The following is a 26,745-nucleotide window of genomic DNA, read 5'->3' as shown; positions in this document are numbered from 1 at the left end:
TGCCTAAAAATTAAACTGTTTTATCGACATTTCTCATCGTGGTGTCACCCTCCAACTCTCGTTGTAATTTGATGGTTTGTGTTGGGTAGGCGATGTCCGCACCATGTTCATGAATGATGTTCATTATTTTTATCAGAACATCTTGTTTCACTTCGTGATAACGAATCCAGTTCACCGTTTTTGTAAATGTGTAGACAAAAAAGTCGAGTGAAGACGGTCCAAATTTATCAAAGTTAACAATGAGAGTTTGTTGAGCATCAATGTCAGGATGCTCTTCAAGCATTGTTTTTACTGCTTGAACAATTTTGGCAATATGATCTGCATCGTCATAACGTACACCAATCGTCTCGTAAATTCGACGGTTTAACATTCGGGACGGGTTTTCTACGACAATGCTACTGAAAACAGAATTTGGTACATAGAGTGGCCGCTTATCAAAGGTTCTGATAATCGTCATTCGCCAGCCAATGCGTTCAACAGTACCTTCAATTGATCTATCAGGGGAGCGAATCCAGTCTCCGACTCGAAACGGACGGTCAAAATAGATCATTAAGCCACCGAAGAAGTTTGACAGTAAGTCCTTTGCGGCAAGACCGACGATCAAACCACCCACACCACCGAAGGTGAGAAGACCCGATAAGCTCAGACCAAAAGCCTGTAAAAAAGTAAGCAAACCGATAACGACGAAAAATAGCTTAGCGACCTTAGCTACGGCCTGTACGGTTGTTTCATCTTTGCTTTTAGTGGCTAAAATATAATATTCAATATTGTTCGTCAGTCGTATTAGTGTCCATATGAAAATGGCTACGACCATCAGTCGCTTACAGGTTTCTAACCAATTTAGCTTACTTGCAATATTATCTTCTAAGGCTAATCCAAGGGAAATAGTAGCTGGCCAGCACCATATCAGGACACTGATTGGGGTTTTAAGAGAATGGAGCAGCAAATTATCCCACTGAACATGAGTTTTTTCTGTGATGACGATGAGACGGCTGTACAACAAACGCCAGACACCCCAAACGACAAAACTCGCTAAAGTAATGAATAAAACACTATTATTCCAATTCTCGGGTAATGCGATGCTATCCAGATGTAGCGACTTTAAAAATTCCATAAATAGCAGAATCCATACTGTTCATATGGCGTAGAAAGCTAACAAAAATTCGCTGTTAACTCTAGAACTTAACCTGCATGTTCGTAAAAATTCTCAAAAGCGTCATCAAGCATTAGTTAAATTGATCACTGAGAGATACTTTGGGTCTGAGTATGTGACTCCTCTCAGGCTCCAGTTTTTCTTCGTCTTCCTGACGAACAAGCGTTTGGGGTGGGCTTTGGGGCTCAATTCTCTTTAGCTGAGGAATATTTTTTGTGCCTGAGATTCGGTATAAGTAGTCGCCATCTCCTGTCTCGAAGCTAATCTTAGTGCCGTTGTAATCAAAATTTGTCGTAATAAGGTGATCATTACGATAGACACCAAGTTCGTCAAATCGAAAGACGTCTCTACGTGACTCCATCACATTTAACTCAACCCAAACGCCATAAACATGTTTGGGGTCTACGTAGCTGCGATAACTAAAAAATAGTAACGCGCACAGTAGTGCCGTCATCACTAACACTATGATTGGTATAATTGTTTTCAAAAGACAACCTTGGCATTTTTATTATTTATAAAGTTAATAATTACATAATTACGACAAATGTGAAATGCATTCTGTTGTTTTTATAATCAATATGCTCTCCAAGTGTAGCATGTTGAATTTTATTGGGATCAATATATCTTGTGCATTGTTTTGATTTGAGTTAAAAAGTTGTCCCTTAGATAATGAAGAAACAGACCAGTTTAAACACGGAAGGTTATATGATTAAAGAAAACCGCTATTTTGATGATCAGGTTAAATCGCTTGGTTTTGAACAGAAAGGTGAAGCGCTTTCTGTTGGTGTGATGGAAAAAGGTGAGTACACTTTTGGCACGGCAGCGGCAGAAAAAATGACAGTCGTAACCGGTGCGTTGACTGTAAAACTGCCTGGAAGTGACGAATGGGCTACTTTTGTTAACGGTCAGGCATTTGATGTCCCAAGTGACTCGTCTTTTGACGTAAAAGTAGAAGAGCCAACAGCTTACTTGTGTGAATACATCAAGTAAATGTTTCTAGAAAGCTTCTAAAAAAGGTCGCTTGCGCGACCCTTTTTGTTTCTCTCACTTAGTAGGTCTCAAATTTCCCACTATTAAAATCTTGTATCGTTTGTTCAATCTCATCAATTGAATTCATAACAAATGGACCGTAGTGTACGACAGGTTCATGGATTGCTTCGCCAGATAAAACCAGCATTCCAAGATCTTGCATAGCTACGACACTTAGATTCTTGCCCGCAGAAAGGGTTGCCGCGACTCCCTCTTTAATGATCTGGCCAGCAACAGACGCTTCACCTTTGTATATATAAACAAAGTGTTGATGGTTACTCATTAGGTTCACTGTTGTCTCTGAACCACTAGACATCATTAAGTCAGAAACGGAATACGGAATGCTTGTGTCTTGAAGTGGACCCTCGATCCATTGGCTTCCCAGTCCGGCTTTGCCTGAAATGACTTTAAGCTGAGTTCCTGCATCGCTAGTGAGAGTTGGAATTCTCTCCGGCTGAAAATCCTCATATTTCGCTGGCATCATCTTAGATTTTGCTGGTTGGTTAATCCAAATCTGAAAACCAAGCAGTTGACCTTCTTTCATGATTGGCATTTCGCTGTGAATGATACCTCGGCCAGCCGCCATCCATTGAGCGCCACCAGACTTCAGCTCTCCTTTATTACCAAGATGATCTTGATGCTGAAAATGACCATTAATCATGTATGTTAGGGTTTCTATACCACGATGAGGGTGAGGTGGGAAACCGCCAACGTAATCGGCGTGATCATCTGACTTGAGCTCGTCTAACATTAAAAAGGGTGAAAACGATGCATCGTTAAATACAGGTATGCGGCGTATTTTTACACCATCACCATCAGATGTAGGTTGAGCCTTCATCATACGACGAACAGTAATTTCTTGTGACATAGTCGCTCCAGCGAGTTGAACAATCGCGAAATAGTATATTGATAGGCAAATTATAACGTGTATGCGAGAACACAAGCACTCTATGGATTCGCTCTTCATCATCAATAAATTCGAACGTATTGGAAATCAATAAGCTATTTAATGTATTACTTTGTTGCAAAGTTCCCATACCACTTATTGATATGTGTATATAATTAAGACAATAGGGTCCATGTTAGGGAGGTTTTTATGGCTGTTGTCCCTAAACATAATGATAGAAATAAAAAGTATGATCCAAAAGACGATTTGACGTTGGATCAAATTCATCGTTTTACTAAGGTGGCGAACCACGTTCAACATGAGAGAGATGAACAGGAGGTCATCGATAGACTAAGTGGTACGACTCAGGAAGCGTTGGAAGAGACGATAGAGCAAAAAGAAGAAGAGTTTGTTCAACAGCAAATAGAGCAAGCTAAAACCCATAAAAAGCGCCGAAGAAGCAAAAAGTTTGCTTACGCCAGCTTAGCACTGAGCTTGGCAATACTAAGCGTGGCGATCATGATGTTGTTTGGGTAGTCCATCACTTTGTCTTTGGATGGACGCCAAAAGGCAACGTTAACTTTGGTTCTGGCGTTTTTTGAAAGTTCGGGGCTGCGTTAGGCTGCTGCCAGTTGAGAAACATAATAGCAAGTACATTTCTGTGCTCTCCAAACGGAATGTCATCACTGCCATTGCTAGATGGAATCAAACGTTTATTGGGGTCATATTTCTTTATTAGGGCTTGTCTTATTTCACTTACTACAGGGTCATCACTCTGGTTTGTCAGTAAAAAACTGATTCCTATTTCTGCCAAAATGTCGGCTTTCGCTCGCAATAATAAGGTACTCATATTGGCCCTGAAATAATCGAAAATCCATGAATAGTTTCGCGGGTCGACATAGCGTTGGTAATACATAGAATCGGCAAGAATGATATGAGTTAAGCCATAAATCTTATTTTCATATTGTTGACGTGTCAGGTTTTTATCTTCGCTATCCGGATAGGTTTCCCTAAATGTCGAAATAAACTCAGATGTGTAGTCATGTTCTCCCAGTTGCTTCAACCAGAATACTTGATTTGCGAGCTGTGCAGCCCACGCTTTCATCATATTCTTATCAGTAACAAAGCGCTTGAAATCATAGTTATGCAGTATTTTTCTTAGTGCATCATTATCAACATGCTCAAGCCCATATTCGTTTAAACGTGCCAGAGATCCAATGAGTTCCGGGCCAAGAAAGAAATACTCAGGTGTATTTTTTGTCGCATCATAACGAATTTGAGAGCGTACATCTTTCGAGTTTTTATATTTCGCCAAGTGCTTCTGTGAATACAAATATATTTTTTCTGGGGTATTGATATCCTCGGCAATCCGATTGAGGTTATCAGTAATACGATAGAGATCCGCATTAACGCCATTGAGAAATTGTTTGTTTAAAGTTTGTCGGTATAGGCGTAATGAGAAATGTCCCTGATTGACGATATCCAGCTGGTAATAGTTTTGTAAATAGTTCGACAAAATATCTTGAGAAATTGTTTTTGCATCGTCTACTTGTTGCTCTTGCGCTGCTAACGTTTGCGGGGGAGATTCCGCTTCTTCACTGAAAACAGGACAGGTAAATAAATAGGAGATTGAACAGGCCACGATGTACATTTTTGGTAACAATTTCATAGATCTCGTTTTTCGCCTCCCTCAAGGAAAAACTCTCCGTCTATAATAAGACATTACAATCAGCATGTGTTAGTGCTTGGTGATGAAATGTTCCGAAATCGTTCAATATTTTTTCACTTTCCCTAGTGTGTTATTCACGGTTTAGACATAACCAGGCAGTCAACAAGTGATTGTATTCTTAAGCAAGTATGTGATAATGAAATGACTGTTCTTATTGTTCGTATCTATAGATCCGATTTTATGCTGCGTGAATCCCATTTTGAGAGAAGAATGAATGAATAAAAGGTATGGTCGTTGGCTCTTCATCTCTCTTGTCGTTGTTATTTCGATCATCAGTGCAGTGTCGATTGAGGTCCTGTCGATCCGTCATCAATATTCTCTCCAGCAGCTTACTCATCAAAAAGCCAATGAACAGTTATCTACCTTCCGCTACAAGTTAGAAGCGAGAATATTTTCTGATATTTATATAGCTAAGACGTTGGCTACGCTAACGACAGTCAATGCTGATTCTGTCGCTAAACATTGGGATAGTGTTGCACGAGGCATTATTACCCAATCTCATGATATTAGTTCAGTTGCTATCGCGCCCAACGATGTCATTCAATACGTGTATCCTTACGAAGCGAATAAAGCCGCCATCGGTACTGATTTTCGTTCAATTCCGGATCAATGGGCAACCGTTTCAAAAGCGAGAACAGTCCGGCGTGTATATCTTGCTGGACCAGTAAACCTAGTTCAGGGCGGTGTGGCCCTCATTGCTCGTTACCCAGTTTTTCTCGATCCGCCGGATAACCAGTTTTACTGGGGGGTCGTTAGTGTCGTGCTTGATATCAAAAAGTTATTTAGTGAAACGGGCTTGGAATCGCTACAGAAGCAATACGAAGTGGCAATTCGAGGTAAAGATAGTAAAGGACCTGATGGTGATGTTTTTGTTGGTGATTCGAACGTCTTTGTTGATCCTTTAGCCATTGAATCGGTTTACTTCCCTTATGGAAGCTGGAGTATCGCGGTCACAAATCGGTTTGACGATGAATCTAACGGTGGTTGGGCTAAACGAAATAGTGTCAGATTAGTTGGGTATCCAATTTTGATACTCTTTATGGTTGTTCTATCGGTTGTCTATTTCTTGTATAGCAAAGCTCGGTGGGCGTCCTTATACGATGAACTGACTCAGTTGCCAAATCGTCGATTCTTTATGGAAAAACTTGAGCGTGCATTTACTCGTTGTCAGATGACGAAAGACAAGGATAAAGACGATAAATCATGTTTTGCTCTAATTAACATTGATTTAAATGATTTTAAAGAAATTAACGATGTGTATGGACACCTTGCTGGCGATATTGTCTTAGCTCAAACAGCAAGTAGAATCATTCATTCAGTACGGCCAAATGACTTTGTCTCACGTATTGGCGGTGATGAGTTTCTCGTGATGCTGTTTCAAGTAAATTCTGAAAAACAAGTTGTTGAAGCGATTGAGCGGATTCGTCGTTCAATCGTGGAAAATCGTATCGATGTCGATGGTACCTCTTTGACAATTAGTGCAAGTCTGGGCTTTGCACTCTACTCTGATTCGTTTAAAGACGCTGAGGATATGATGATCCACGCGGACGTAACAATGTATGAAGAGAAAAAGCATAAGCACGACTCATCACCAAGCTAAAATTAGTAGCAGCATGGTAATCTGGGACAACGATTGCCTCTAGAGCAGATCAGTCTCGCCTCGTTCTCAAGTGAACGCTCCAACCACTGAATATTAAGTATTTTGGCAAGAGCAATAATCTCTTTCCTAGCCGCAATTGGTACTGCGGCGCTACCGCCGCTATTTTGACATGTTCGCTTTATCGTCTCCGCTACATCAAACATCATATCACCTTTCGCTTCGAGTGCTGGAATCAAGTCAATACCGGCGCAGAGAACACGCTTATTACCTGCGGGGTCTGTAATGTTAATAGATTCACAGCAGTACAATCTTGGCTCTCCATTTACATCCAAAACAGAGAGCTGTGCACTTGTGCCTGAGCTTGGCTGAGAAAGGGTACGAAAGACTGACCAGTGTTGGCAGGGATCTTTAACCAAACGCATATTTCCCCATGGAAGAGGGATGCCATTACCGCGATAAACGGCTTTCAATTTTCCTTTGCCAAAGGCATCAAAATAATGCCAGTGAGGGTAAGGTGAAACCACCGTCATTCTGCGCATTGCCACAGATGGTGAAACCCCAATTTTTTCATGTACACTGATTTCGTAGCCAGAACGATCAAGCAGTTGCCGATAAGGTACTTTCGGACACAGCAGTGCCCCAGCAAAAAAGCTCGATTCAAAGCTTTGCCACGCTTGCAGAATTTCACTTGGGTTTATTTCATTTTCGTTAGTTAATTGGGTCGACGTTTCCCAACTACTGGTATGCCCGATCGCTAATAGGGCTTTGCACGATTGGATGTCATGTAAGATTGAATGACCAATGAAAACACTTAAGTCATATTTTAGACGGGCCGGAAACTGCTTCATGCTCTTGTTGATATGCAGCATGTTAGGCGCTTCAAAATACGAAGTCAGTAGGTGATTGGCGGAGTTACCCAATTCATCCAAAACCTCCTTGGGAGGTTCTTCAAACCAACGAATGATGAGTCCCATTTTCTTAATAAAACCAACCAATTGTTTGACTGAAAGATTGAGCTGTTTCTTACCAATATTTTCCGCGGCTTTTTCCAGATCGGGAAATTGGTTTTGATGACTTTCCTGATGAGCTCGAATCAGTAACTGAGCAAATTCCTTTCCGGTCGTTCCGGTTTGTGTGAGGAGTTCTGGTATCGCACTTTGCAAGATAACATCAGAGAACAAAAAGTGTGGTTCTAACGCCATCCCTGCGATACCACCTCGGTTCCCTTTGACCGGATTTATATCATCGTCGGTTTGATGCCCGTCCAGAAACCACGCAATGGGTTTTTGAAAAACTTCGGCGATGACTTCCAACATTTCTGCGCTGGGAACCCGCTTACCACGTTCTATCATCGAGAGGTACGATATCGAAGGCGCGTAATCAGCACTAATACGTATACATCGGGCAGACAAGTCTTCCATTGTTAAGTGGTTGCGTTTGCGCAGATTCCGTATCTTGTTACCCAGAAAATGAGACTGTCGTATGAGGTTTTTACTTATGGTCATATTTGTAAAATTCACAATGTGAAATTTTTGTTGTGAAATTGTATCAGTAAATCGTCTAGTCTTACTTCATGCCACAGACAAATGTGACAAATATGTGAACCAAGATAATAAGTAATGCAATGGACGAGAGGGTCATACAATGAATATGAAAATGGAACGACATTTTTTTGAGGGACATTTTACCCAACATTTTTCTGAGTTAGCCGTCGCTGTCGATGCGATGCGTTCCGACAAAGACCAGGAAAAACATATGCGGGCAGTTGAGTTTTTGGATGACTCATTCCCCTTGGATGAAGGTTCACATCAGGACGTGACGCAATATGTAATGGACTATCACCATCTTCTCGCTTATTTCTCAGACGGAAGTCATTGTGGATTACGTTATCCTCAACAGTTCACTGGAATCGATGGAGAAGCCCATGCTCCGGGAGCTATTTTGTTCTCGACAGAGGAGGGTAACCATATTGAAGTAGAATTGTGTAGTGATTGTCAGCTTGCGGGACGGGTGCGTATTACCGATATTCAGGTGGAAGTTATTTCTCGACCCTTTGCTGAATTTACAGCGCAAGAAACTGATACCTTTCGCTGTTGGATCAGTTTATTGAATAAAAATTCAGCAGGACGTGCGATTATGACGTTGGAAGACAAAGAGTTTATTCACAAAGATGGCCATGAATTTACTATTTTGGTTCAGGACTAAACCTCATTAGGATCTACAGTGGCATGACCCTATTTCTACCCAATTTCTTGGCCTGATAAAGTAGCTCATCGGCTTTACTTAGTGTCTGGTCAAGAGATTGGGTAGCATTATGTTCCACTACTCCAAAAGATGCAGTAATGCTGTTTACTGACTCACCTGATTTTCGGTCCTTAATTTTGAGCTTTTCTATTCCTCTTCTTAATGCATCAGCGAGCTGTCTGGCGCTGCGCAGAGGACGGTTTGGTGCGATAATCGCAAACTCTTCTCCTCCATAACGATAAACGGAGTAATTACTGTCCGGTGTCTCTAACCTCTTCGCGACCGCTTTAAGTACGCTATCCCCAAATAAGTGGCCGAATCGGTCATTGAGACTTTTAAAATGGTCAATATCAGTAAAAATCAAACAAAATGGAATTTGACCTTCCACCATTGTTTTAAGGTCATGATCAAATGCTCTTCGATTGTGAACACCAGTAAGCGAGTCGTTTAATGCTGTGCTTTGTAAAACAATAAGTTGCTCTTTTAGTTTATCTATTTCTTGTCCTGCAGAGTTCAGGCGTTCATTGAGGAATTGAGTGGATTGGCGGATTTCTCTTGATTCTGTAACAAGCTGTCTGACTAACGACATGACCTCATCTAGGGAAAGTGATTGTTTTTCAGCGATTTCAAGTTGTTTAAAGCTCTTATCTAACATCAATGAAAACTTTTGAGTGTCGTTTGATGCATCGAACATGGAGGTGGATAACTCGAGTAGCATAATTTCGATGTCTTTTCGTAGTGATTTGAGGTCAGCCTCCGAGCGAGACGCGACGAAGCGGTCGTAGAGATCATCGCATACTGAAGGTGGACAATATCCGAGTTTGGAAATGGTTGCGTCGATCTCCCTGCAAAGATCTTTATCGATATTTTCCACATAGGAATACCAAAGTGCATAATTTTGTGGAGACGGAGCAACTTTGTTCTTTACCATTAATGGCACAGCTTGTTTAAATATCTGATTACTATTTTTTATATCGATATCGTTTTTCATAGGAAACTTTTGTAAAAAGACAGGTAATTATTAGTGTAGCCTAGGAACAGACCATTACGACAACTTAGTATATGATAGTGATTGATTTCACACGAAAAGGACATGTAGGTAGAAGTTATGTTGGATAGAGAATTTCCATTAGGGACAAAAGGAATTGCGGTCGCACTAGAGCAATACTCTCTTCGAAATGATGCGATATCGCTCCCATGTGCTGTGATTGATGAATCAACAATGACGAGTAATATTCAATGGATGCAGTCGTTCTCAGAACAATTTAATACTCAATTATGTCCTCATGGGAAGACAACCATGGTGCCTGAAATATTTAAACGCCAGTTGGCGGCAGGAGCATGGGGAATAACCGTAGCAAGTCCGGCACAGGCTGAAGTCGCTCTTAGTGCTGGAGCCGAGCATATTATTATTGCCAATCAAATTGTAGGCAGAGGAACTGCCCGTCATCTGGCGAGGCTCATAAAAGATTCGTCGGCGACTCTTTATTCTTGTGTCGATTCTATAGAACAACTAAAGCAACTCGAAAATATTGCTCAGGAAGAAAATGTTAAGTTTCCTTTATTGATCGAATTGGGGATAAAGTCTGGCCGTTGCGGCTGTCGCACTCAGGAGCAGGCGAGCGAACTGGCAGAAATGATACGTCAATCCGCCAATCTTGATTTAATGGGTGTTGAGTTATATGAAGGAGTCGTCAATGGTGAGAATGCTGCTGAGAATGTGAGAACTTTTCTCGACCGAGCATTATTGTTTACTGAACGGTTGATAAAACATCATCAGGTCACTATGCCCATTCTTACTGGTTCAGGCTCAGCTTGGTACGATGTTGTTGCCACGACATTCGCAGACAGAAATGATATCAATGTTGTTTTAAGACCAGGTTGTTATGTGGTTCAAGATTCCGGTATTTATGCTAAAGCCAAAGAGGATATTGAGAAAAGACTGGTTGGTTCGAAAAATGCGTGCTCTGTGGTCAATCTCAAATCATGTCTTGAAGTCTGGGCAAGTGTTATCTCTACGCCTGAACAAGGAAAAGCTATTATAGGGGCAGGTAAGCGTGACATGGCTTATGATGTTGGGTTACCAGTGATACTGCGCATTATTCGTGATGGTAATGAGATAGAGATAAAGTCAGGCACTTCGCTAAAAGGTGTTCATATCATGGACCAGCACTACTTCGTTCAGGATGACGGAAGTCAATTACGAGTGGGCGATATCGTCGTGTTAGGGACATCGCATCCTTGTCTAACCTTTGATAAATGGCGTTTTATTGCATTTCGCGATGCCGAAGATAATATTACTAACTGGTATCCAACTTATTTTTAGAATAACAATTCCAATAAATAGGCAATGCAGATTAGCTCTGCATTGCTTTTTCCTGAAGAGTTTTCGCCCCTTTTAGCATCGCGACGATAAGCTCTGTGGCGTTAAATTTTTCTAGAGCTTGCTGCGCCCCAACTTGTTTTGCTCTGTCGACACAGATTTCACTGGATAGAGATGTATGCAATATGGTGTAACAGTGGTTTAACTGACTGTCGTTTTGAACTTCAAATGCCAGCTCATAGCCATCCAGCCCGGGCATTTCAATATCACTAACGAGTAAATCAATCGGACGATTCTGATTTGCTCGTAGACGCATCATTTCAAGTGCTTCTAAACCATTTTTACAAATATCGTAGGAGATATTGATGCTATCAAGTGCATCAGAGAGTTGTTTACGGGCTATGGTTGAATCATCTACCAGCAGAATATTAAACGAACGTAACCTTTCTCTCTCTATATCCGTCAACATAGGGACCTTAGTTGACTCATATTGCGGATAAATTTTGGAAAGAAGAAGCTCAACATCCATCATTTGTACGATCTTATCGTTGTAACGGGTTATCCCTGTAACGAATACATTGTGCCCGGCACTCTCTGGAGCTGATTCGATGGTTTTCCAGTCACATTCGATAATTTTTTCAATACTTCTGACCATAAATGCCACGACTGTTCTTAAGCAATCCGTGACAATGAGATAGCAATCTTTGTACTCTTCGGGAGCGATTGGACGAAAGCCAATGGCGGCCGCCATATCAATGACAGGAACGGTGATCTTACGAATCGTGATCGTACCGATAACGTTTCTATGAGAGTACGGAATCTGAGTCATTGGCATATAAGAGACAATTTCTCGTATTTTTAGAGTGCCAATCGCAAAGAGCTGTTTTTGAGAGTTCAGGGTGAACATCAACATGCCTTGAGACTGATTTGCTTTGCTCGCTACTTTTGCCATAACTGCCTATCTTTTTATAAACAACCTTAAGTAAATAGTAAACGAACCTCGTAAGGGTTCAACCCTATATTTTTGATATTGATATTTTTATTGATTCACATGCTACTATTTTGAGGTGACACGCGGTAGGGATTTCTTTAAACTTCGCGTCGTTTTAGATTTGAGGATTCATTATGGCGAGAACGGCAGCGGCCTTACATATTCTTGTAAAGCACAAAAACCAAGCTGAAGACATTCTAAAAGAACTGGCGAAAGGCGCTAAGTTCCAAACGCTGGCAAGAAAATATTCTCTCTGCCCGTCAGGTAAGAAAGGCGGCGACCTCGGAGAATTTCGTCAGGGCCAGATGGTGCCAGCATTTGATAAAGTTTGTTTCTCAGGCGAGGTCTTAAAACCCACGTTAGTAAAAACCAAATTTGGCTGGCATATTGTGAAGGTTCTATACAGAACCTAAAGGTTGTTGTGCATAAGAATTATTTGTTCTTTTGACAACTTATCTTTGTTTGTCACCCAGACATAGTTAGCTTATAAAGCGGCATCTTTTTATTAGAGCGTAATTTGATGTCCATAGATCGAATGATTGACCAACTTGCCGATGTGGGTTGGTATGTTTGGGATGACTTTCTAAGCCATGACGAAGTTATCGCTTTAAAATCGTGTTTGCCAGAAAACTGGAAGCCTGCTGGAATTGGTCGTGATGATCAGCACACGCTGGCCGAATCGGTTAGACGAGATGAGATAAAGTGGATTCAACGCGATATGGGCTTACCCGTCGCGCACTACCTATCTCAGATGGAAGATATGCGTCAGCAGGTGAATCGAGCTTTATATTTGGGTCTCTTTGAGTACGAAGCTCACTTTGCTCATTATGCTGCTGGCGACTTTTATAAAAAGCACCTGGATGCCTTTCAGGGTATGAGCAACCGACGTTTAACAACAGTAATGTACTTAAACGATGAATGGGTTGCAGAAGATGCCGGAATATTAAAGGTATACAACCAGGACGATAGTGAACTAATGGACATCGAACCCAAAGGTGGCCGTCTGGTTGTATTCTTATCCGAGAAGTTTCCTCACGAGGTGCTTCCAAGCCGAAAAGATCGCTATAGCATTGCTGGCTGGTTTCGAGTGAATGGCGTTTCTGAATCTGTATTGGATATAGCACGCTAAAAAATGGCAGAGTTAACTCTGCCATTTCGCGTTATTCACCTTTCGTTGTTACAAACTTCGCAAGATAACTGTTTTGCAACATGTACATCCGTTTAACATCTTGATATCGACCATTGATAAAGAACTCCTCAATTAAGTGTCCTTCTTCGATAAAGCCTGCTTTTTCATAAACGTGCACCGCGACTTCATTTTCTATTGCCACATGTAAGTAAACTTTATGCAGGTTGAGAATCATAAAAGAATAATCCAGCGCTTTATTGAGAATATCTCGAGCAAACCCTTGCCCTTGATAGTCGGGCGCGACGATGATCTGGAATTCTGCGCTGCGATGAATGTAGTTTATTTCAATCAACTCCACTAGACCGATTAGCTGCTGATTTGAGTTTTCAACCACAAAGCGGCGCTCAGCGTTGTCATGGATGTGCTTATTGTACAGTTCTTCCAACTCGTCAAAAGACTCGTAAGGTTCCTCGAACCAGTAGGTCATAACATTGCGGTTGTTGTTTAGGTTATGAATAAATCTCAAGTCATCTCGTTCTAATGCTCTGAGTTTTAATACGTCTTTCATTTATATACCTTAATTATTCTTTATCGAAACTATCGACAACTATTGCACCCATGGATGCCGGCATTGTGATGACAATGATTCGCTTCAAACTGAGAAGTGGGTCCTGGTATAAAGGTAACTTATCCAGGGAAATTAATACCAACGCGACCACAACGGATGCAATCACATATGCGATAACAATACGAAAAATAAACACAGGTATTCGTTTGCGAATATTTCGTTGAAAAACGCTTTGGTGGGCAAACACAGCCAAAAAACACATGGACAAAAAAATAATAAAGCATAGGTTGGCGTTAGGAAGTGTTTGAGCTAGGTGCCATGCTTCTTCAGAAAAAGAAATCGGGACGGCTAGGGCGAAAGCGCCAACACAAACTTGTCCTACATCTTCCATATTAAATGAGAGTTTCATATAGCCCCATTCTCGCTTTTCATTACCACTATAATAATGAAAAATCGGGAAAAAGGATCAAAATTCTCTACAAGATGGAGCATGTCCCATATATTGGAGTAGTACGTAAAGGCTTTCTTGATTCAAGGCCACTTTGCGAAAAAGATTAGCAAAGATGTCGTCTCCACCAAAACACTGCTGTATATAGTGATTAATTTGTTCTTCGTTGTAGCCACTAACGTAAAGAGAGCGAACCCATTGATATTCAACAGACTTTGTGTTCTCAAGTGTTGAATGGCTGAGGGTCACATTCAAACTGTTCAAAGCCGCTCCTTTAATCTGATTCTATTTTCATAAACCAGATTAAAGCGGAGTTACATGAACTTATTATGACAAGCCAGATATTTTAGTATCAGAGTAAATATTTAACGTGCGCTTGCATTTCTTCTCCAATTTCTTTGCGCATATTCATTAATTTGATTGCGGATTTCTGCAGCTCTATATCCTGTTTTTCCACTGGTATCCACTCTGGAACATCTGTTGGTTTTCCCTGTTCATCTACCGCGACCATGATAACGATACAGTGTGTAGTGAGTCTGTTTTCCAACATCTTAGGATCGCTAGCCTGAACATCTATTGCAACGTGCATTGATGTTCTTCCGGTATAAACAATTTTTGCGTTCACCTCGACTAGATTCCCTACAAGAATTGGTGCGACGAAGCGAATCCCACCAGCATAAGCAGTAATACAATACTTACCACTCCACGCTGCTGAGCAGGCATAAGCAGCAAGGTCAATCCATTTCATGACGGCGCCACCATGAACTTTACCACCAAAATTCACGTCACCTGGTTCTGCTAGGAAACGAAGGGTTAACTCTCTTTTCTGCTTAGACATAGGCATACCATTTTCTGTTTAGATGGATTAGCAATGATAAATTTATTATTGTCTGAATTTATTAACAATTGAAACAAATATTTTTCATTTTAATCTTGTTGGTTATCGATTTAGAGTAAACACAGGGTAGTTACAAAAGAAAATTGAGAGTTAGTGTGTATATGTTTCAATGATTAGTGGTGAACTGTGATGAGCACGACGTTAACAATTATTTTTTGTTGCGAGAAAATCGATGTTTCAGGACTATGTTGTTGATGTAACTCTATGAAGTTCACACTGTTTTGGTTTATTCTCTGTATATTCTCCCAAAAGTAAAAAAGTTGAAGCATGATGGAGGCCACGATGGCAAACGATTGGGATGCACTTGCAACACAATGGGAAAGTGACGACGTTAATATTGAGTTCGTAGATAGAGCTTATGAGTTGCTAGATAAGACCGTCAACATCGAGGGTAAACATATTCTTGATTTTGGCTGCGGGACTGGGCTGATGACTGAGTTTTTAGCAATGAAAGCAAAATCTATTGTCGCTCTAGATGGTTCTGAGCTAATGATTGAAGAATTAGATAAAAAGGATTTAAGTAACGTCGAGCCTGTCGTGGATTTTTTAACGCGAGGCCTTGTTGCTCAGCATCCAGCATTTCGTAAGCAGTTTGATATTGTCGTTGCCAGCTCAGTTTGCGGATATTTAGATAATCTTTCTGAGGCTGTTGAAATCATTTATTCGCTTTTGGATAAAGGTGGTTATTTTATTCACTGGGATTGGATAAATGATGACGAATATCGTTCAGAAGGTGTCAGTACGATTCAAATGCAGGATGAGCTTATTCAGGCTGGTTTTAGTCGCGTTAAAATGTCGCATACATATCGTCTTAAAACAGCTAAAGGTGGCAAATCAGTAATGATGGGCGTGGCGGTCAAATAGTGATTTTCATCGCGCCTCTTCACTTCTTTATATAAAACTGGGCTTGCCCAGTTTTTTCTTAAGATTCTCTTAAGTTTACCGCGTTAATCTTTTCATCAGTGAAGTGAGGATTAACGTATGAAAACGGCTTATTCTGGATTTGAACTCAAACTTGTTGATGGGAAACATCCCCAGAAATCAGAGATTGAGAACTACATATATCAGCGATACTCTCGGGCATTTCAAGCAACCTTGAATGAGTTCATGCCTCAATATCTCGTGCTTTATCAACACGAGAAGCTGATCTCTGCTTGTGGCTTTCAACATGCTCAATATCGGCCTCTTTTTCTAGAGCAATATCTCGATGAACCAATAGAATTACTTATTAAGCGTCACTTTGGTGTAGCGACTCGTTCATCCATTATCGAATTTGGGCAACTGGCGTCATTCTCAAATCGTTTCTCTCTCATTCATTTTTCTCTTATGACCTCGTATTTAATTGAGCAGGGTTTTGAATGGTGCGTCTGTACTGTTACTGCCCCATTATTTGCGTTGATGGAGCGTATGGGCTTAAAACCATTATCGATTGGCAGTGCTGATCCTCTACGTGTGGATGGCTACTCTAATTGGGGGCAATACTATTCGCATCAACCGCAACTAGTGTTAGGAAACCTCAAGGTTGCCCAATCTCAACTGACCTCCTTAGCCACCAATGTTAATCGAAAATTTGGGTAGCCAATCATGTCTAATATAATTGAACGATTACGGATACTTGCCTCTGAAAGACCCCATGAGCTCGCGTTTGTCACGACAGAAGTTTTAACAAATAGTGATCGGCTAATTACCTATAAACAACTTATAGATGAAGTCGATAGAGTCTCTAGCCTACTTACTCGCAACGACGTACGCTGTGTTGCTATTGAGATCGAGAATGGATATGAGTGGCTAATTGCAGATTTGTCTGCATTAGCAGCTAATGTTGCTTGTGTACCCGTGCCAGTATTTTTTAGTGAATCGCAAAAGCAACATCTCTATCGAAGCGCAGGTATTGATTGTCTTGTTACGACTAACCGCTCGTCTTCCGAGCTTTGCCTTGGGCAACTCTCACCAAATGTTGATATCCAAACTTTGACCGGTTTCTCACCAGATAACGTATTGGAAGGAACAGCTAAAATTACCTTTACGTCAGGATCAACAGGAACGCCTAAAGGCGTGTGCTTGAGTGCAGAACAGTTAGGAAGAGTATCACAATCACTCTATGACCAATTACCTCAACTAAGTCAGAATCATGACCGACACTTGGTCATGTTGCCTCTGTCAACATTACTGGAAAATATTACTGGCATTTATGTACCAATTCTAGCGGGTATACCCTCGGTTATTTTGTCTGGTGATAAGGTTGGTCTTATCGGTTCGAGTCAGTTTAACCCACAACAATTTTATGCTGCCCTTGAGCAATATAGACCTGCTACATTGGTGTTGACACCTGCGTTGTTGGAGGCTCTTTTGTGGGTAACCCACGAAGCACCTGAGCTCAAGCGAGGACTTAAGTTTATTGCTGTTGGCGGAGCTAAGGTTCCTCTATCGCTTCTCGAAAAAGCTCAGTTAGCAGAGCTTCCTGTGTATGAAGGTTACGGTCTTTCCGAGTGTGCATCGGTCGTCAGTGTTAACTCACCGCAGCATGCAAAAGTCGGTACGGTCGGCAAGCCGCTTGATCATCATACTGTTACTATCGAGAGTGGGGAGATTTGTGTTTCTCCTCCTGGTTTTCTCGGATATCTCGGCGAAAAGTACACTGCCACAACTTACCCTACTGGTGATATGGGTGAATGGACTGAAAGTGGTTTCTTGCGCGTGATTGGGCGTAAAAAAAATATCATTATCTCGAGTTTTGGTCGAAATATCTCCCCGGAATGGATTGAAACTCAAGCATACTCATGGACAAGTCTGCGCAAGATTACTGTTGTTGGCGAGGGAGAAGATTCTTTATCGGCAATGGTAATAGGGAACGAAGTTCCAGAAATTGTTGAAGCGTTATACGAGTTAAATAAAACATTGCCAGACTACGCTCGCATACATAGCGTTACCGTTGTATCTGACCCATCGCAAATTACCCCACTTTTTACCCAAAATTGCAGACCCAAAAGGCAAGATATTCAGCAACAATTGCAGCACTGGAAACAAAGTGTTCAGCGTCCTGCTTATTTATCGATGTGCGAAATTAAGGCCAACTAAAAGAGGATTCTATGATGTTTTTTGAAAGACTAATAAATGAAACGGCCGGAGCCAGAGAGAAAATGTTGCAGGCTCCAATTATAGGAAACTGTCTGGCAGGAAATATTACTCTCGACCAGTATACTGCCTTTCTCAGCCAAGCTTATCATCATGTTAAGCATACGGTACCTTTGCTTATGGCGTGTGGTAGTCGTTTGCCAGCGAACTATGAGTGGTTAAGAGAAGCTATCGCAGAATACATCGATGAAGAAAAAGGACATCAACAGTGGATTCTGAATGATTTACGAGCTTGTGGATGTGATTCAGATCTGACTGAATTTGGTCATCCGGGTCGTGATATCGAGCTTATGACATCTTATTTATATCATCAGATTGATCGTCAAAATCCTATCGGATTTTTTGGTATGGTTTGGGTGCTTGAAGGGACTAGTGTCGGTATCGGTGGACAGATTGCTAAACAGGTACGAGATATTTTAGCTTTGCCCAATTCTGCACTGACTTACCTTTCATCGCATAGTGAACTCGATCAAGACCATATTCAGTTCTTCGCAGAAATCGTAAATAAGATTGATTCAGTTGAAGATCAAAATGCCATTATTGCAAGTGCAAATATGGTTTTTCATCTTTACGGTAATATGCTTCGTTCTCTCCCAGGAGAATATAATGGACGTTAAAGGTAAAGTCGTTTTACTGACTGGCGCAACAGGTGGTATTGGTGAGCAAATTGCACGACAGTTTGCCGAACAGGGAGCAAAGCTCATTTTAGTTTCGCGAAGTGAAAGCAAGTTAAGCCAATTAAAAAACCAGCTTGCTAGTGCAGAACAACACATTTGTATGCCTTGCGACATTACAAAAACAGACGCTATTAGTGATTTAGACCGACGAATCCAAGAGAGAGTTTCCACTTCAGGGCAGCGCATAGACATCGTGATTAATAACGCGGGCTCTAACCAGTTTCAACTGCTCAGCCGACGTGAGATGGATAATATTGAGAGCGAAATAGCGTTAAATCTCGTCGCACCAATTCTAATTAGCAAACTGGCAATCTGTGGTTGGCTCAAGCAGCCAGGGATAATTCTTAATATTGGCTCTACTTTTGGCGGTATTGGCTATCCGGGCTATACCGTATATGGCGCGGCTAAAGCGGGTTTATATCGTTTTAGTGAGGCGCTCAATCGGGAACTTTATGGCTCGAATATCAAAGTGCTGTATCTCGCCCCTCGAGCGACCAAAACTTCCTTGAATTCTCACTCTGTTAATAATTTAAATACTGAACTTAAGAACCACGTTGATTTACCTGAATATGTTGCCAAGAAAGCGTTGCATATCGTTGAAAGAGAGGCGTCATGTCACTGGTTAGGATGGCCTGAAAAACTCTTTGTGCGCATAAATCAATTACTCCCAAACGTTGTATCACGATCGATTCATAAGCAGTTACCTGTCATTTATCGATATATTACAGCGGCGAGGAATTAGGAGCATCTCATGAAATTTTTCGTTATTTTACCGATTATAGCGGTATCGATGAGCACATTTTATGCTCAAGCATCTATCCCTGACCCTTTGACTGGCATTCAGAAAAAATGGGCGGAGTGTCAGTATCAAAGTAAAGACGAAGACAATCAGATCTTTTGTTTTGAAAATTTGATCAAACGTAATCAACAAGCTGTTTCCAATGCGCCTGACAGGACCGATCTAAAAATATGGTTAGCCATTAACAAAAGTTCTTTAGCCGGTGCTAAGGGCGGGCTCGGGGCTCTTCCTTTAGTGAAAGAAGCAAAAAAACTTCTTGAGGACGCGATAGATGCAGATCCTAAAGCATTAGACGGGTCTGCGTATACTAGTCTTGGCTCGCTTTATTATAAAGTTCCCGGTTGGCCTGTTGCCTTTGGTGATGACGATAAAGCAGAGCAGCTTCTTAAAAAAGCATTAGAAATTAACCCTGATGGGATCGACCCTAATTATTTCTATGGTGATTTCTTAGCTGAAGATGGTAGAAACGATAAAGCTATCATATATTTAACTAAGGCTCTTAATGCTTCCCCAAGACCCGGGCGTGAGTTGGCGGATCAGGGGCGACAGCAAGAAATTAAAAAACGTTTAGCGGAATTAAAATAATCGTGAGAATTCTTTTAGTTGAAGATGATGTCATGTTAGGTGAATCGATGGTGGCATCTCTTTCTCGACAGGGATACACCGTAGACTGGCTGGAGAGAGGTGCGGGGGTTGTATCCGCTCTAAAAACGGAGACGTTCACCGCTATGATATTAGATATCATGCTACCTGATATCAGTGGTTTTAACGTCCTAAAGCAGGTTAGACAAGCTGGATTTTCGATTCCTGTCATGATTCTAACCGCGAGAGACGAAATCGAGGATAGAGTCCGTGGGCTTGATAATGGGGCTGACGATTATCTTGTAAAACCTTTTGCGTTAGAGGAACTTCTTGCGCGTCTCCGAGTGATGATTCGCAGGCTATCCGGGACGACGGAAAATAATATCGAGGTACAAGAATTATTACTAAATCTCGATAATCAGTCCGTAAGTTTTCAAGGGAACACTCTAAAATTAACCGTTAATGAATATAAGATTCTTTCTACGCTTATAAGTTGTGCAGGGAGAGTATTGAGTAAAGACCAGCTGATTCAGTCTTTACACGGATGGGATGATGGCGGGAGCGATAATTCGATTGAGGTGCATATCCATAATCTTCGTCGTAAGATAGACTCATCGGTTATTAAAAATATCCGCGGGGTGGGTTATATCATTGAAAAATAAACCCTACTCAATTAAGCGTCGACTGACTTATTCGGTCATTTCTCTCACGCTAATATTCATGTGTGTAGCTCTTTACTTTAGCTACCAATCTTCGAGACACGAGGTTTATGAAGTTTACGATGCACGCTTAAGTCAAACAGCAAAACTGTTCCTTTTGACAGTCGCATCTGATAACAATGACATCAATCTTCAGCAGTCCAACAAACGCTTAGAACACTGGCTTGAGCAAATTAAGACGCTTGCAAAAGGAAGTGATAAGAGTACAACCTATGGTCATCCTTATGAAGAGAATATCCTTATTCGGGTATACCGCGATAATCGCCTAGTTTGGAACTCACAACCCAAGGCGGGTCCTATTCCTCATAGTGATGAGTTTTCCGGTTTCGGATATACCTTCGCTGATGGGCAAGAGTGGCGCTTTTTCCAATTGCACGATATATCTCAAGACGGAATTAAAAATAATCTGTACATTATTGTCGCGGAAAAACAATCTATCCGTAATGAAATGATGGCTGAATTAGCATTATCGAGTTTATTACCACAGGTTATCTTAGTTCCTTTCATTGCATTTTTGCTGTTCTGGTTGATAGAACGTAATTTTAAGCCGATAGCCGAGTTACGTTGGGCTATTATGCAGCGGAGTGTAAACAAGCTAGATGCAATATCCGTTAGTCAAGATACTACTGAGCTATCGCCACTTGTTAACGCACTTAACTCCCTTCTTGATGAACTTGCTAATGCTTGGAAGAGAGAAAAGCGCTTTACTCGAATGGCGGCGCACGAACTTAAAACGCCATTGGCAGTACTTAGATTGAATGTCGAAAATGCACAGCTCAGCCGAACTAAGGAAGAATTAAATTCAGATTTTAAACAGATGATCAGAGGCATTGAGCGTTCGGACCGTCTTATTCAGCAACTGCTCACTTTGGCAAGAGTTGAGAGTGTGCATGAACTTCATTTTTCCAATATTGACCTGTCTTCTTTGTTGCGTGAAGTGATATCTGATCTTGTGCCACTCGCGTTGAAAAATAGCCAGGATTTATCCTTTATCGGTGAGGATGTAATAGTCGAGGGTGATGAATCATTTTTACGCCTACTCTTCACAAACTTAGTCGATAATGCAATTCGGTATTCCGGTAATAACACTCAAATCAGCGTTGATATAAAATTTGATGATGACGATTTTGTAAATGTCTTTGTCTCTGATACTGGGGCTAATGTGAGTGATGAAACTCGTGAAAAACTGTTTGAGAGTTTTTATCGTTCTAATCGAGAGCGAGGAGATGGTGCAGGTCTTGGTTTGGCAATAACAAAAGATATAGTGGAGCTGCACAATGGAAAAATTGAACTTTTACCAAGAAGTGAGGATAAGAACACGTTTTTGGTTGAATTAAAGCGCTTTAATAGTTGAGTTTCTAAAACGGAATAGGTTTTTAACCTGTCTTTATCTATGAGTTTTCAATATCGCTGATACTGAGTTAGTAACACCACTAATAACAATGGCTAGAAAGAATAGCGAAAATTAAAAACTAAATAGAAAGGTGACTGAAATGTCACCTTTTCTTTTATGATTTTAGTCTTCATGCATACTAGGTTTCAGCAGTTTGGACGAGTGTGGATAGATATTTAAGCTTTTAAATGGCTGTGATTTATCTAGTTGATAGCCTAAAGCCGTGAAACGCTCGTTTGCATGATCGGCATATTGTACAAAATACAAAGTTTCACAATCTGAGTTGTTAAAGGCTCCTCCTATCAGTTTGACCTGGTGACCAAACACGCTGCGTAGTTTGTCCTGATTTGCTGCATCCCAATCTGATTCAGGAAGCAAAGCCGTACTTATTTCTGGTAATACGCTCTCAAATGTGGCTATTGAGCCCACGGCTCCTGTTAGCTTATTGACTAGCGTGCTTTCAATAAAAAGAAAGTTAGTACTCGATTCTTGCAATGATTTAAAAAATCGTTCAGTTGAAGGAAATGCTGGATTACCTTCATATAGGACTAATGATGCGCCACTTGCTAACATTGTAAGAGACCATAGCGTTCGTGGATCAGACATTTTGAACGAAGAATAGCAAACTGTTTTCTCCGTTATTCCTAACTGTAGTTGCTGATCTTTAAGATGATTTAATATCACCGTGCCTACGGAGTGTTCTCGAATTATCTGTTCCTCGTCACAACATAAATAAAGAGGGGCGTTAAACCAGACACGTTCGTACTTGAGGCTTCTTGGAATGTAACTCGCCAGCACGGCTTCCCAGTCAGAAAAGTCGTCATTGAAATCATTACTTTCTTCATCATAGCGGATGTGTTCTACCTGACATACGATATTGAGGGAACTTAATGCTGAACAGATATGTTGGTTTAGGCGAGAGAGGTCTACTATTTTCCCATCATCGATATACCCATTCGCGCAAAACATCGCTTTAGGGCGAAGTTGTTTGAGTAAGGTTGGCGTTGCCGTTGAATCAATACATTCAGGTGCTATTGATGAATAAACAGCACCAAGACTACTGACTGCTAAAAAGGCAATGATATTCTCAATACCGACAGGCAACATCGAGGCAACAACATCAGATTTGCCAATATGATTTTGTTGTAGCCACTGTTGAATGATAGATACCTTATCTGAAAGCTCCTGCCAAGTCATTGTTTTGGCGTCGCCACTCTCACTGTAGTAGTAAATAGCAACACGTTCAGGCTCTTGATAGGCGAATGAAAGAAGATTTTCCGCATAATTTAATTGAGCGTCAGGAAACCAAATGGAGTCGAGCAGCGGATCAAAGCTTCTTTCTGAAGGTACTTTTTCTCCTAACACACATTCTCCTCGATACCCGATGACATCACAGTACTGCCAAACTTCCTGCCAAAATCTTTGGCTATGGGAAATCGACCATTGGAGAAGCTGTGAGTAGTCTGAAATTGCTTCACCCTGCATGTTGATATGTTGGATAAATTGATGCACTGAATGACTGATGGGGTAGTTTGCCAAAGTCACTGAGTTTGCTTTCCTATCGTCCATCTAGGTTGCCTACTTAATCTTTATAAGTAATTGATTAAAGTCTTATTAGATAACCTCGGAAAGTCAAATTTGCCTGCTTAATAGTGGTAAATACAGCAAAAAAAAACCACCTGTACAAATATACAAGTGGTTATAACTCGTGAACAAATTTAATTCACTAACAACGTCAGTTGGCTAGGTGACCCTTTAGCTAATAAAGGGTCATCTAATATTAAGCATGATCTATGCCAGATTTTAAGGGGGATTAAATGTCTGAATTTGGTTAATTGTGCATCATGTTGGCTATGTTATTAGCAAGATTGTTGCAATTTGCAATTGCAAAATGCAAGGGGGAGTCAAAGTGCTAATGATAATTTTATTCTTACTTGTTAGAGCAAATTTGATCTTGAGAACAAACTTAATATTGTTAATAACTAATATTTCATTTATATGTCTAAATAATTTAATTTAAATGATTTAATTAATTTTCTTGTATTTATTCTTAAAATATCAATCACTTAGAGGTTATTATGCGATTTTTACCTAAAATTAACCTTGAAATGAGGCGTTATTATGTTAGTGTTGTAAAGGAATTTTGTTAGAGTTCTAAATAATTAATGGATTGAACATGATTACTTCAGCACCAAGGGTTGCAGAACCTGTAAAACAAGAAAGAAAAAATAGCGGTACAACTTTTAGGAAGCCAACGCGTAGCGATGGCAAGCAGATACATGAATTAATCTCGAATTGTCCACCATTGGACGAGAACTCCGCGTATTGTAATTTTTTACAATCAACGCATTTTCAAGACACCTGCTTGATTGTTGAGCAAGACGGTAAGGCTCTTGGATTCATTTCCGCATACTTAAAGCCTGATGAAGAAAAGACGTTATTCATTTGGCAGGTTGCGGTTCATCCCAAGGCTAGAGGGCAAGGGCTTGCATTTCGTATGTTACAGCAGCTTTTGATACGCGATGAGCTTAGAAATGTCGCCAGCATCGAAACAACAATTACTGAAGACAACGAAGGTTCTTGGAACCTGTTCAAAAAGTTGGATAAGGCACACGGTAAACGAGGTCAAGTTACCACGTTTCTTGATGAAATTCGCCATTTCAAAGGGGAGCACGATACCGAATATTTGTATCGAATCCCGCTTAACCAATAATTCAATTTACTTACTAAACGAGGTCAATAAAACCTAGTTATGGATATCTTTAAGAAGAAAGAGTCAAACGTAAAATCTTATGCAAACAACTTCCCAGTGGTATTTAAAACTGCGAAAGGAAGCTGTCTATTCACTGAGTCAGGTGATCGTTACCTAGACTTCCTAGCGGGAGCAGGGGCATTGAACTACGGTCACAATAACGCGATTTTAAAGCAAGCGTTACTTGATTACATCGATCAAGATGGGATTACGCATGGTCTTGATATGCATTCTGAGGCTAAGGCTGAGTTTCTTCAAGCGCTTCAGAAGCATATATTGGCTCCAAGAGAACTGGACTATAAAGTTCAATTTACTGGACCAACTGGTACCAATGCCGTTGAGGCCGCGATGAAACTGGCACGCAAAGTTAAAGGGCGCTCAAATATCGTTGCGTTTACGAATGGTTTCCATGGTTGTTCTTATGGTGCGTTAGCTGCAACAGGTAATCAGCATCACCGAGGTGGAGCTGGTCATGCGCTAACTGGCGTATCACGGATTCCGTATGAAGGCTATGCGGATATTGATGGTCTTACTTTATTTGAGACTCAGTTAAACGATAACTCTTCTGGTTTGGATAAACCTGCAGCTGTACTCGTTGAAACAGTACAAGGAGAGGGTGGGTTAAACGCTGCATCAACGACTTGGTTGCAGCGTCTAGAGAAAATCTGTCGTCAGAACGACATTCTTATGATTGTCGATGATATTCAGGCGGGCTGTGGCCGAACTGGTACATTCTTTAGTTTTGAACCTGCGGGTCTTAAGCCTGATATCGTAACCTTATCCAAGTCGATTGGTGGTTACGGTCTACCTATGGCAATCGTATTGCTTAAGCCTGAACTGGATGACTGGAAGCCCGGTGAGCACAACGGTACTTTCCGCGGTAACAACCATGCCTTTGTGACAGCAACGAAGGCGATTGAGACGTACTGGCAAGATAGTCAGTTTGAAGAACATATTCAAACATGTAGCTCAATCGTGTCTAAAAAAATAAACCAGTGGATTCGTCAGTATCCGGAAGTATTCGAGCGCCAAAAAGGTCGCGGTTTAATGCAGGGTATTGAATGTGTATCCGGTGACGCAGCGAGTGATGTTGCTCGTGAATGTTTTAAAAACGGCTTAATTATAGAAACTGCAGGCCCCAATGATGAAGTGATTAAATTCTTCTGTCCTCTGACAATTAGTCAGAATGAATTAGAAGAAGGTTTGAGCATCTTTGAGAATGCAACTAAGTCAATTGCCGCTCAGTACTTGAAAAAAGCATCTTAATAAGAATTTAGCAAGGGATTAAAAATGATTGTAAGAACATTAGAAGAATGTATTAACAGTGAACGTCGAGTTATTGCCGAAACTGGCACATGGGAAAGTGTCCGTATGTTATTAAAAGATGACAATATGGGATTTTCTTTCCACATTACGACTATCTACAAAGAGTCGGAAACTCATATTCACTATAAAAACCACCTCGAATCTGTGTACTGTATTTCTGGTACTGGTGAGATAGAAGTTGTTGGTGGTGAAACGTACCCAATTAAACCGGGAACGCTTTACGTATTAGATAAACATGATGAGCACTATTTAAGAGCCTATAAAGGCCAGGATATGGTGATGGCTTGTGTTTTCAATCCTCCATTGACAGGTAAAGAGGTTCACGACGACTCTGGTGTTTATCCTATTGTTGACTAAGTAAACA

30 protein-coding genes are annotated in these 26,745 nt (G+C 40.9%); 18 read left to right on the top strand and 12 right to left on the bottom strand.

Annotated elements, in window-relative coordinates; translation table 11 throughout:
• Positions 1-10: 10 nt before the first annotated feature.
• Both EES38_RS02330 and EES38_RS02325 read right to left on the bottom strand, forming a co-directional pair.
• Complete coding sequence (locus tag EES38_RS02330; protein WP_124935548.1) at positions 11-1,114, bottom strand: mechanosensitive ion channel family protein; 1,104 nt, start codon at positions 1,112-1,114, stop codon at positions 11-13.
• Positions 1,115-1,226: 112 nt separating this feature from the next.
• Positions 1,227-1,640 (bottom strand): DUF2850 domain-containing protein, encoded by a 414-nt coding sequence (locus EES38_RS02325; protein ID WP_124935547.1) that lies wholly within the window; start codon positions 1,638-1,640, stop codon positions 1,227-1,229.
• A gap of 218 nt (positions 1,641-1,858) precedes the next feature.
• Between EES38_RS02325 and ppnP the strand changes: the two genes are divergently transcribed.
• Positions 1,859-2,143, top strand: a complete 285-nt coding sequence (gene ppnP, locus EES38_RS02320) for a pyrimidine/purine nucleoside phosphorylase (protein WP_124935546.1) — start codon at positions 1,859-1,861, stop codon at positions 2,141-2,143.
• Positions 2,144-2,201: 58 nt separating this feature from the next.
• Here ppnP and EES38_RS02315 read toward each other — a convergent pair whose 3' ends face one another.
• Positions 2,202-3,050 carry a pirin family protein gene (locus EES38_RS02315; RefSeq protein ID WP_124935545.1) on the bottom strand — a complete coding sequence of 283 codons (849 nt, stop codon included), beginning with the start codon at positions 3,048-3,050 and terminating at the stop codon, positions 2,202-2,204.
• A gap of 228 nt (positions 3,051-3,278) precedes the next feature.
• Between EES38_RS02315 and EES38_RS02310 the strand changes: the two genes are divergently transcribed.
• Positions 3,279-3,605: a hypothetical protein gene (locus tag EES38_RS02310; RefSeq protein WP_124935544.1), complete on the top strand. Its 327-nt coding sequence runs from the start codon at positions 3,279-3,281 to the stop codon at positions 3,603-3,605.
• A 4-nt stretch (positions 3,606-3,609) separates the two neighbouring features.
• Here the strand turns inward: EES38_RS02310 and EES38_RS02305 are convergent, their stop codons facing one another.
• Entirely contained in the window at positions 3,610-4,737 is a 1,128-nt protein-coding gene (locus EES38_RS02305; protein WP_124935543.1) for a DUF3541 domain-containing protein, read from the bottom strand.
• A 274-nt stretch (positions 4,738-5,011) separates the two neighbouring features.
• Between EES38_RS02305 and EES38_RS02300 the strand changes: the two genes are divergently transcribed.
• Positions 5,012-6,397, top strand: a complete 1,386-nt coding sequence (locus tag EES38_RS02300) for a diguanylate cyclase domain-containing protein (RefSeq protein WP_124935542.1) — start codon at positions 5,012-5,014, stop codon at positions 6,395-6,397.
• A gap of 2 nt (positions 6,398-6,399) precedes the next feature.
• Here EES38_RS02300 and EES38_RS02295 read toward each other — a convergent pair whose 3' ends face one another.
• Complete coding sequence (locus tag EES38_RS02295) at positions 6,400-7,902, bottom strand: DUF3612 domain-containing protein (protein ID WP_124935541.1); 1,503 nt, start codon at positions 7,900-7,902, stop codon at positions 6,400-6,402.
• A gap of 151 nt (positions 7,903-8,053) precedes the next feature.
• On the opposite strand from EES38_RS02295, the gene EES38_RS02290 reads away from it, so the two are divergent.
• Positions 8,054-8,602: an aldolase/citrate lyase/malate synthase family protein gene (locus EES38_RS02290; protein WP_124935540.1), complete on the top strand. Its 549-nt coding sequence runs from the start codon at positions 8,054-8,056 to the stop codon at positions 8,600-8,602.
• A 13-nt stretch (positions 8,603-8,615) separates the two neighbouring features.
• Here the strand turns inward: EES38_RS02290 and EES38_RS02285 are convergent, their stop codons facing one another.
• A complete protein-coding gene (locus EES38_RS02285) occupies positions 8,616-9,632 on the bottom strand; it encodes a GGDEF domain-containing protein (protein ID WP_124935539.1) in 1,017 nt (338 codons plus the stop codon).
• Between the two features lie 117 nt (positions 9,633-9,749).
• On the opposite strand from EES38_RS02285, the gene EES38_RS02280 reads away from it, so the two are divergent.
• Positions 9,750-10,967, top strand: a complete 1,218-nt coding sequence (locus EES38_RS02280; protein WP_124935538.1) for an alanine racemase — start codon at positions 9,750-9,752, stop codon at positions 10,965-10,967.
• Positions 10,968-10,998: 31 nt separating this feature from the next.
• Here EES38_RS02280 and EES38_RS02275 read toward each other — a convergent pair whose 3' ends face one another.
• Positions 10,999-11,916, bottom strand: coding sequence for a chemotaxis protein (locus tag EES38_RS02275; RefSeq protein WP_124935537.1), 918 nt, complete (start codon positions 11,914-11,916; stop codon positions 10,999-11,001).
• 173 nt (positions 11,917-12,089) lie between these two features.
• On the opposite strand from EES38_RS02275, the gene ppiC reads away from it, so the two are divergent.
• On the top strand, positions 12,090-12,368 hold the full coding sequence (ppiC, locus tag EES38_RS02270) for a peptidylprolyl isomerase PpiC (RefSeq protein WP_124935536.1): 279 nt from the start codon (positions 12,090-12,092) through the stop codon (positions 12,366-12,368).
• A gap of 113 nt (positions 12,369-12,481) precedes the next feature.
• Complete coding sequence (locus EES38_RS02265; protein ID WP_124935843.1) at positions 12,482-13,084, top strand: 2OG-Fe(II) oxygenase; 603 nt, start codon at positions 12,482-12,484, stop codon at positions 13,082-13,084.
• A 31-nt stretch (positions 13,085-13,115) separates the two neighbouring features.
• Here EES38_RS02265 and speG read toward each other — a convergent pair whose 3' ends face one another.
• The 4 genes from speG to EES38_RS02245 form a co-directional block, all read right to left on the bottom strand.
• Positions 13,116-13,652 (bottom strand): spermidine N1-acetyltransferase, encoded by a 537-nt coding sequence (speG, locus tag EES38_RS02260; RefSeq protein WP_124935535.1) that lies wholly within the window; start codon positions 13,650-13,652, stop codon positions 13,116-13,118.
• Positions 13,653-13,665: 13 nt separating this feature from the next.
• On the bottom strand, positions 13,666-14,061 hold the full coding sequence (locus EES38_RS02255; protein WP_124935534.1) for a DUF2391 family protein: 396 nt from the start codon (positions 14,059-14,061) through the stop codon (positions 13,666-13,668).
• A 57-nt stretch (positions 14,062-14,118) separates the two neighbouring features.
• On the bottom strand, positions 14,119-14,364 hold the full coding sequence (locus tag EES38_RS02250) for a hypothetical protein (RefSeq protein WP_124935533.1): 246 nt from the start codon (positions 14,362-14,364) through the stop codon (positions 14,119-14,121).
• An 88-nt stretch (positions 14,365-14,452) separates the two neighbouring features.
• Positions 14,453-14,938 carry an acyl-CoA thioesterase gene (locus EES38_RS02245; protein WP_124935532.1) on the bottom strand — a complete coding sequence of 162 codons (486 nt, stop codon included), beginning with the start codon at positions 14,936-14,938 and terminating at the stop codon, positions 14,453-14,455.
• 342 nt (positions 14,939-15,280) lie between these two features.
• On the opposite strand from EES38_RS02245, the gene EES38_RS02240 reads away from it, so the two are divergent.
• From EES38_RS02240 to EES38_RS02205, 8 genes are all read left to right on the top strand, one after another.
• Entirely contained in the window at positions 15,281-15,862 is a 582-nt protein-coding gene (locus tag EES38_RS02240) for a class I SAM-dependent DNA methyltransferase (RefSeq protein ID WP_124935531.1), read from the top strand.
• 117 nt (positions 15,863-15,979) lie between these two features.
• Positions 15,980-16,576, top strand: coding sequence for a thermostable hemolysin (locus EES38_RS02235; RefSeq protein WP_124935530.1), 597 nt, complete (start codon positions 15,980-15,982; stop codon positions 16,574-16,576).
• A gap of 6 nt (positions 16,577-16,582) precedes the next feature.
• Positions 16,583-18,076, top strand: coding sequence for an AMP-binding protein (locus EES38_RS02230; protein ID WP_124935529.1), 1,494 nt, complete (start codon positions 16,583-16,585; stop codon positions 18,074-18,076).
• Positions 18,077-18,087: 11 nt separating this feature from the next.
• The gene (locus EES38_RS02225; protein WP_124935528.1) at positions 18,088-18,750 is read left to right on the top strand and encodes an iron-containing redox enzyme family protein; all 663 of its coding nucleotides are present in this window, start codon (positions 18,088-18,090) and stop codon (positions 18,748-18,750) included.
• A complete protein-coding gene (locus EES38_RS02220; protein WP_124935527.1) occupies positions 18,740-19,552 on the top strand; it encodes an SDR family oxidoreductase in 813 nt (270 codons plus the stop codon). The genes EES38_RS02225 and EES38_RS02220 overlap by 11 nt, the downstream gene beginning before the upstream one ends.
• 9 nt (positions 19,553-19,561) lie before the next feature.
• The gene (locus EES38_RS02215) at positions 19,562-20,194 is read left to right on the top strand and encodes a tetratricopeptide repeat protein (RefSeq protein ID WP_124935526.1); all 633 of its coding nucleotides are present in this window, start codon (positions 19,562-19,564) and stop codon (positions 20,192-20,194) included.
• 2 nt (positions 20,195-20,196) lie between these two features.
• A complete protein-coding gene (locus tag EES38_RS02210; protein ID WP_124935525.1) occupies positions 20,197-20,853 on the top strand; it encodes a response regulator in 657 nt (218 codons plus the stop codon).
• Complete coding sequence (locus tag EES38_RS02205; RefSeq protein ID WP_243694133.1) at positions 20,843-22,264, top strand: ATP-binding protein; 1,422 nt, start codon at positions 20,843-20,845, stop codon at positions 22,262-22,264. The genes EES38_RS02210 and EES38_RS02205 overlap by 11 nt, the downstream gene beginning before the upstream one ends.
• A 162-nt stretch (positions 22,265-22,426) precedes the next feature.
• Here EES38_RS02205 and EES38_RS02200 read toward each other — a convergent pair whose 3' ends face one another.
• Positions 22,427-23,872, bottom strand: coding sequence for an AMP-binding protein (locus EES38_RS02200; protein WP_124935524.1), 1,446 nt, complete (start codon positions 23,870-23,872; stop codon positions 22,427-22,429).
• Between the two features lie 607 nt (positions 23,873-24,479).
• Between EES38_RS02200 and ectA the strand changes: the two genes are divergently transcribed.
• Genes ectA through EES38_RS02185 form a run of 3 tightly spaced genes read left to right on the top strand, consistent with a single transcriptional unit; the run spans position 24,480 to position 26,738 of the window.
• Positions 24,480-25,016: a diaminobutyrate acetyltransferase gene (ectA, locus tag EES38_RS02195; RefSeq protein WP_124935523.1), complete on the top strand. Its 537-nt coding sequence runs from the start codon at positions 24,480-24,482 to the stop codon at positions 25,014-25,016.
• A 39-nt stretch (positions 25,017-25,055) separates the two neighbouring features.
• On the top strand, positions 25,056-26,321 hold the full coding sequence (gene ectB, locus EES38_RS02190) for a diaminobutyrate--2-oxoglutarate transaminase (RefSeq protein WP_124935522.1): 1,266 nt from the start codon (positions 25,056-25,058) through the stop codon (positions 26,319-26,321).
• 24 nt (positions 26,322-26,345) lie between these two features.
• Entirely contained in the window at positions 26,346-26,738 is a 393-nt protein-coding gene (locus EES38_RS02185) for an ectoine synthase (protein WP_124935521.1), read from the top strand.
• The last annotated feature ends 7 nt before the right edge of the window (positions 26,739-26,745 follow it).

This window comes from Vibrio viridaestus (assembly GCF_003856525.1).
Classification (GTDB): domain Bacteria; phylum Pseudomonadota; class Gammaproteobacteria; order Enterobacterales; family Vibrionaceae; genus Vibrio; species Vibrio viridaestus.
The sequence above is the reverse complement of the archived record's forward strand: the minus strand, read 5'-3'. Positions and strand labels throughout refer to the sequence as shown.